The sequence below is a fragment of the Nonomuraea sp. NPDC048881 genome, assembly GCF_040649795.1.
GTDB lineage: Bacteria > Actinomycetota > Actinomycetes > Streptosporangiales > Streptosporangiaceae > Nonomuraea.
The window spans coordinates 198,219-204,484 of the sequence record NZ_JBEZGC010000015.1 but is presented as its reverse complement, the minus strand read 5'-3'; the positions used below and the strand labels follow the sequence as shown (position 1 = coordinate 204,484).

General features: G+C 74.0%; 5 protein-coding genes. 4 read left to right on the top strand and 1 reads right to left on the bottom strand.

Going from position 1 to position 6,266, the window contains the following annotated elements:
• On the top strand, positions 1–2,439 hold a 2,439-nt coding region (locus AB0C33_RS38930), incomplete at its 5' end, for an MFS transporter (RefSeq protein ID WP_358297291.1).
• Positions 2,436–3,377, top strand: coding sequence for a pyridoxal-phosphate dependent enzyme (locus AB0C33_RS38925; protein ID WP_358297288.1), 942 nt, complete (start codon positions 2,436–2,438; stop codon positions 3,375–3,377). The genes AB0C33_RS38930 and AB0C33_RS38925, both read left to right, overlap by 4 nt.
• A 60-nt stretch (positions 3,378–3,437) precedes the next feature.
• On the opposite strand, the gene AB0C33_RS38920 is transcribed toward AB0C33_RS38925, so the two are convergent.
• A complete protein-coding gene (locus AB0C33_RS38920) occupies positions 3,438–4,562 on the bottom strand; it encodes a hypothetical protein (protein ID WP_358297286.1) in 1,125 nt (374 codons plus the stop codon).
• Between the two features lie 119 nt (positions 4,563–4,681).
• Here AB0C33_RS38920 and AB0C33_RS38915 point away from each other — a divergent pair, with 119 nt between their 5' ends.
• Together AB0C33_RS38915 and AB0C33_RS38910 are read left to right on the top strand one after the other, a co-directional pair.
• The gene (locus tag AB0C33_RS38915; protein WP_358297283.1) at positions 4,682–5,671 is read left to right on the top strand and encodes a LuxR C-terminal-related transcriptional regulator; all 990 of its coding nucleotides are present in this window, start codon (positions 4,682–4,684) and stop codon (positions 5,669–5,671) included.
• Positions 5,672–5,684: 13 nt separating this feature from the next.
• Positions 5,685–6,149 carry a GNAT family protein gene (locus tag AB0C33_RS38910; RefSeq protein WP_358297308.1) on the top strand — a complete coding sequence of 155 codons (465 nt, stop codon included), beginning with the start codon at positions 5,685–5,687 and terminating at the stop codon, positions 6,147–6,149.
• Positions 6,150–6,266 lie beyond the last annotated feature (117 nt).

The window sequence follows — 6,266 nt, the reverse complement described above, 5'->3', positions numbered from 1 at the left end:
GCGCTGCGTGAGCGGCTGCCCGACTACATGGTCCCGGCGCACGTCGTCGCCCTCGACCGGCTTCCGCTCAACCCGAACGGGAAGATCGACCGGGCCGCCCTGCCCGAGCCGGTGGCCGAGCAGGCCGCGTACGCGGCGCCCTCGACGCCGAACGAGGAGCTGGTCGCCGGGGCCTTCGCCCGGGTGCTCGGCGTGGAGCGGGTCGGCGCGGGCGACGACTTCTTCGCCCTCGGCGGCGACTCCTTCGCCGCCGTCCGCGCGGTCAAGGAGATCGGCCGCGGGCTGCGCGTGATCGACCTGTTCACCCGGCCCACCGTCGCCCAGCTGGCCGCCTTCCTCGGCCAGGAGAGCGGCGCGGGGCTGCTGCACCGGCTGGGTGGGGGCCCGGCCAGCGAGTTCACCCTGCTCTGCGTGCCGTACGGCGGCGGCTCGGCGGCGGTCTACCAGCCGCTGGCCCAGGCGCTGGGCGACCGGGTCGAGGTGCTCTCCGCCGAGCTGCCCGGCCACGACCCCGCCAGACCCGACGAGCTGCCGCTGCCCCTGGCAGATCTCGTCGAGGCGTTGTCCGCCGAAGTGGCGAAGTCCTCGATCAGCCGTCCGGTGGCGGTGTACGGCCACTGCGTCGGCTCCGCGCCGGCCGTCGCGCTGGCCCGCAGGCTGGAGGCCGACGGCGTGCCGGTGCTGGGCGTGATCGCGGCGGGCAGTTTCCCGTCCGCCCGGCTGCCCGGCCTGGCCAGGAAGCTGTTCCGCGGCGACCGCCTGGTCTCCGACCGGCTGTTCCGCGACGCGCTGCGGGCGTCGGGCGGCCTGCTCGACGACATGGACGAGGCCGCCAAGGCGACCGCGGTGCGCGCGATGCGCCACGACTCCACGCAGGCGCAGGAGTGGTTCACCCGGGAGCTGGCCGCCGACGGCCCGCGGCTGGCGGCGCCGATCCTGTGCCTGGTTGGCGAGCGGGACCGGGCCACCCAGCTGCACGAGGAGCGCTACGCCGAATGGGGCGCCTTCGCGTCGAGGGTGGGGCACGCCGTGCTGCCCAGGGCCGGTCACTACTTCCTGCGCCACCAGGCCGAGCCGCTGGCCGCCCTGGTGTTCGGTCAGCTACGGCGCTGGTCGGACGGGGAGCTCCCGGATCCCGTGCGCCCGCCTGACCGGACCGGTCTGCGCTCCTTCTACTCCGTCGCCGGCGGGCAGTTCGTGTCGGCGGTGGGCAACGCGCTCAGCGCCTTCGCGCTGGGCATCTGGGCCTACCAGCGCAGCGGCGAGATCCTGGACCTCGCGCTGGTCACGATGCTGGCGCAGATCCCGGCCGTGCTGCTCACCCCGCTGGGCGGCGCGCTGGCCGACCGGGTGGACCGGCGGCGGATCATGCTCGCCTGCGACGCCCTGTCCGGGCTGGCGATGGGGGCGCTGGTGCTGCTGATGGCGACCGGCCGGCTGGAGTTGTGGAACGTCTGTCTCATCGTCGCCGTCATCTCGATGGTCACGGCGTTCCATCAGCCCGCCTACCTGGCCGCGATCGCGCAGCTGGTGCCCAAGCCGTACCTGCCGCAGGCCAACGCCATGGCCAACCTGGGGTTCGGCGCGGGCAACGTGGTGGCCCCGCTGGCGGGCGGGGCGCTGATCGGCCTGTTCGGGCTGTCGGCGGTGATCTCCATCGACGTGGCCACCTTCGCGATCGGCGTGGGGACGCTGCTCGCGGTCCGGTTCCCGAACCGGCTCTTCCACCGGCGGGAGGAGAGCTTCCGGGCGGCGCTGAGCGGCGGATGGCGCTTCATCCGCCGGCGGCGGCCGCTGCTGGTGATGGCGGTCTTCTTCGCGGTGGTGAACTTCTGCACCGCGCTGATGTGGGTGCTCATCACCCCGATCGTGTTGTCCATCGGCAGCTCGGCCGACCTGGGCGTGGTGACGGCCGCCGGCGGTCTCGGCGTGGCGGTGGGCACCGGCGTGATCCTGGTGTGGGGCGGCAGCCGCCGCCGGGCGACCGGCATGATCGCCTTCGTGATCGGCTCCGGGGTCGGTGTCGTCCTGATGGGCGCGTGGCCGGTCGTGGGGCTGGTCGCGGTGGGCCTGTTCGTACGGCTGGCCTGCATGAGCATCGGCAACGCGCACTGGTTGTCGGTCATCCAGACCAAGGTGGGCCCGGACCTGCAGGGCCGGGTGCTGGCGGTGAACGTCATGCTGGCCACGGCCATGCAGCCACTGGGCTTCCTGTCGGCCGGGCCGCTGGCCGAATGGGCGGAGCCGCTGACCTCCCGGCCGGGCGGCGGAGCCGCGGCGGTGCTGCTGGCCAGCGGCGTCCTGCTGGTGATCTGGGGCCTGCTCGGGCTGCGTCACCGGCCGCTGCACCACATCGAGGACCTCATCCCCGACGCGGCGCCGCCCTCGGAGGCCGCCGCCGACCTGAACGCGATCCAGGAGAAGGTGCTGAACGGATGATCTTGGTATCCGCGTCCGACGTGCGGGCCGCCGCGGTCCGCATCGCGCCGTTCGTCCGGCGCACGCCGCTGCTGCGGCTGCCCGGCGAACGCCTGTGGCTCAAGCCGGAGAACCGGCAGCCCACCGCCTCGTTCAAGGTGCGCGGCGCCGCGAACGCGGTGGCCCGGCTGGCCGGTCGGGGCATCACGCACGTCGTGGCCCAGTCCTCGGGCAACCACGCCCAGGCCATCGCCTACGCCGCCGCCCGGCACGGCCTGCGGGCCACCGTCGTCCTGCCCGACACCGCGCCGGAGCTCAAGGTGGAGGCGGCCCGCGGGCTCGGCGCCGAGGTGGTCATCGTGCCGCCGGCGCTGCGCGAGATCACCTGCCTGGCGCTGGCCGACCATCTCGGGGCGACCGTCGTGCGCTCCGACGACTTCGACGTGATCGCCGGGCACGGCAGCGCCGGGGCGGAGATCGTCCTGGACCTTCCGGAGGCGGGCACGATCCTGGTGCCCGTCTGCAACGGCGGCCTGCTGGCCGGCGTCGCGGTGGCGGCCAAGGCCGCCGACCGCGCGATCACCGTGATCGGCGTCGAGCCCGAGCTCGCCGCCGACGGCGCGGCCAGCTTCCGCAGCGGCACCCGGACGGCCTGGCCGGTGGAGCTGACCTACCGCACCCGGGCCGACGGGTTGCGCGGCCCCGTCCTCGGCGAGCTGGCCTGGGAGCACATCCGGCGGCACGTGGACGACATGCTGACCGTTCGCGAGGACGACATCGACGCCGCCGCCGAGCTGCTGTGGGACCGGCTGGGCGAGCGAGCCGAGCCAAGCGGGGCCGTGACCACCGCCGCCTACCTGGCCCATCAGGCCCTTCTGCCCGACGGTCCGGTGGTGGCGATCGTCTCCGGCGGCAACGTGGCGCCCGCCCTCCAGCCGGCGGCCCGGCAGGCGGAGTGACGCCGCCCTCGCGTCCCATGGCGCGGAACCACCATGGGACGCGAGGGGCGGGGACGGCCGCTACGCCTCTTCGGAGACCCCCAGGTACATCACGCCCGGGTGCGCGGGGTTGAAGGCGATCGAGGTGACGCGGTCGTAGGCGTTGTGGTTGACGGTGACGCGGTCCTTGCGGGACTCGTACTTGTAGATGTCCGTGCCGATCGCCGACCATCCGGTCCCGAAGTCGAAGTAGAGGACGTCGGCGTCCTTCGGGTGCGGGGCGAGCAGCGGCCCGTTGGGGATCGTCACCACCGCGTCCTGGTCCACGGCGGGGGTGAAGTTCCGGCCGCCGTCGTCCGAGCGGTAGATGTGCCGGCCGCCGGACGGCACGCCGGCCTCCAGCTCCGCCAGGTTGAGCCCCATCGCCCACACGACGTTCCCGGCGGCCGGGGAGATCGCGGCGCTGAACACGTTGACCCGGTCGCCGTCCCCGGCCAGCCCCGCGGCCGAGGCCCAGGTGCGGCCGCCGTCGAAGGTGACGCGGGCGCCGGTGTCGGAGGCGCCGAGCACCACGTGGTCCAGGTCGTGCGGGTCGAACACCGCCGTGTAGGACATGCGGGTGTCGCTCGGTGACCAGGCCGGCACCCCGACGGGCTGCCAGGTGCGCCCGCCGTCCCGCGACTCGTGCAGCTGACCCAGCAGGTCGGAGGCCCGCAGGCGGTCGCCGTCGCCCCGGTCCACGCCGATCCCGATCAGGTCGCCGCCCGGCCCGGTGAGCGGCGTGACGCCCTCAGGCGTGGCGAGCGCCAGGTTGCCGTCGCGGTCCCAGGCGTAGGCCCGGCCGCCCTGGGCGGCGACCAGCTCGACGAAGGAGCCCCTGACCTCGCCGGCCGCGCTCCAGGTGCAGCCCGCGTCCTTGGAGGCCAGCAACCGCCTGTTGGACATGGCCAGCAACTGGTTCGGGCGGTCGAGCGCGACCAGCCCGGTGGTGTAGACGATCGGGCCGAGCACCTCGCTGGTGGACGCGATCTTCTTGCCGTCGTTCCACGCGTACGTCACAGAGCCGTCGCCGGCGACCGTCTGGCAGACCGGCCGGCTCCAGCCCGAGCCGTCGAAACCCTCACTGGAGGTCCTCGCCATGGCGGGCGTGGCGGCGGACAAGACCGTCAGCGCGGTCGCGAGTCCGATGGTGAACGCCTTCTTCAACACTGCCTCCCCGACAGGAATCTGGTACGCGTTCGTTCCTATCGGTGAATGCGATGCTCAGGCTAGGTCTGCCCGCGGCTGGTTCACGCCATGGCAGGTATCTGTCAAACTGTTCGATCATGAACGCGGACGACAACGCCCTAGCCGCCGTCGGCGTGGACGCCGAGGACGAGCAGATCTACCGCACCCTGCTGCGCCGGCCGCGCACCACGCTGCCCGAGCTGGCCGCGCACACCGGCCGCACCACCGTGGCCCTGCGCCGGGCGTGCTCCCGGCTGGAGGCGCTCGGCCTGGTCAGCCGCATGGCCGGTCGTCCGGTCCGGTACGTGCCGACCAGGCCCGACGTGGCGGTGGCCGCCCTCATCTCCCGCCGCGAGGAGGGGCTGGCCCAGGCCAGGCTGGCCGCGCTCGCGCTGCTGGCCGAGACGCCGCGGACGGAGAACCTGGCTCCCGAGGAGCTGGTGGAGGTCGTCCAGGGGCAGGCGGCCGTGGTGCAGCGGTTCACCCAGTTGCAGCAGACCGCGACCGAGGAGCTCCTGGTCCTCGACCGGCCCCCGTACGCCCAGGATCCCTCCCAGCAGAACGCCCCCGAGATGGAGCGCCTCGCGCACGGCCTCGTGGTGCGCGGCATCTACGACGCCTCGGCCCTGGAGATCCCCGGCAAGCTCCGTCTCGCCCAGGAGTCGGCGGCGGCCGGGGAGCAGGCCAGGGTCAGCCCCGAGGTGCCCATGAAGCTGGCCATCGCCGACCGCAGGACCGCCATCCTGCCGCTGAACGCCGACGCCTCGGCCCACTCCGGCAGCGCGGTCATCGTGCACTCTTCGTCGCTGCTCGACGCGCTGGTCGCCCTGTTCGAGGTCCTGTGGCGGGCGGCGCTGCCGCTCCCGCTCTACGACGCGCGCTCCCGCCCGGCGGACCTGCCGGACCCCGAGCTGTTCACGCTGCTCGCGGCCGGGCTCAAGGACGAGGCGGTCGCCCGCCAGCTCGGGGTGAGCCTGCGCACGGTGCACCGCAGGGTCAGCGAGCTGATGGACCGGCTCGGCGCCCGCACCCGCTTCCAGGCCGGCCTGCTGGCGGCGCGCCGCGGCTGGTGCGACCCGGACGCCTGACCGCCCGCGCAAAATCGTTTGCGGCCGCCCGGTCCGGACGCACCGTCCGTGGCGGCCGGTCACCCCCGGCACGGAGGACTCGCGGCTCGTGGTGGACGACACCGTGGAGGCGGTCGTCCCGTTCTCCGTGGTGGACCTCGACGGCGGCGCGCTCGTCGGCGCGGCGACGCTGTGGGGCATCGACACCCACCACCGGTCCGCGCACCTCGGGCTGGGGCTGCTGCCGTCCTGCCGCGGCAGGGGTTACGGCACCGACGTGGTCGCGGTGCTGTGCCATTACGGCTTCGTCCTGCGCGGCCTGCAGCGGTTGCAGATCGAGACGCTGGCCGACAACGTCGCGATGTCGCGCGCGGCCGAGCGCAACGGCTTCGTCCGCGAGGGCGTGCTGCGCTCCTCCGCGTGGGTGATGGGCGAGTTCCTGGACCAGGTGCTGCTCGGGCTCCTGGTCCAGGAGTGGAAGCCGGCCTCGCGGAGCTAGGCGGGGCCGCTCATGCCCCCGCCCACCAGGCCCGCGGCCCCCGTGGCCGCGCGGGCCTGGCCTCCCTCAAGGCCAGGACCGCAGGTCACAGCGTCGGCGGGGTCCCAGTCTCGATGA

Bases quoted from the DNA above. Each gene is read 5' to 3' on its own strand.
- AB0C33_RS38925 (WP_358297288.1), top strand. From the start codon at position 2,436: ATGATCTTGGTATCCGCGTCCGACGTGCGGGCCGCCGCGGTCCGCATC.
- AB0C33_RS38915 (WP_358297283.1), top strand. From the start codon at position 4,682: ATGAACGCGGACGACAACGCCCTAGCCGCCGTCGGCGTGGACGCCGAG.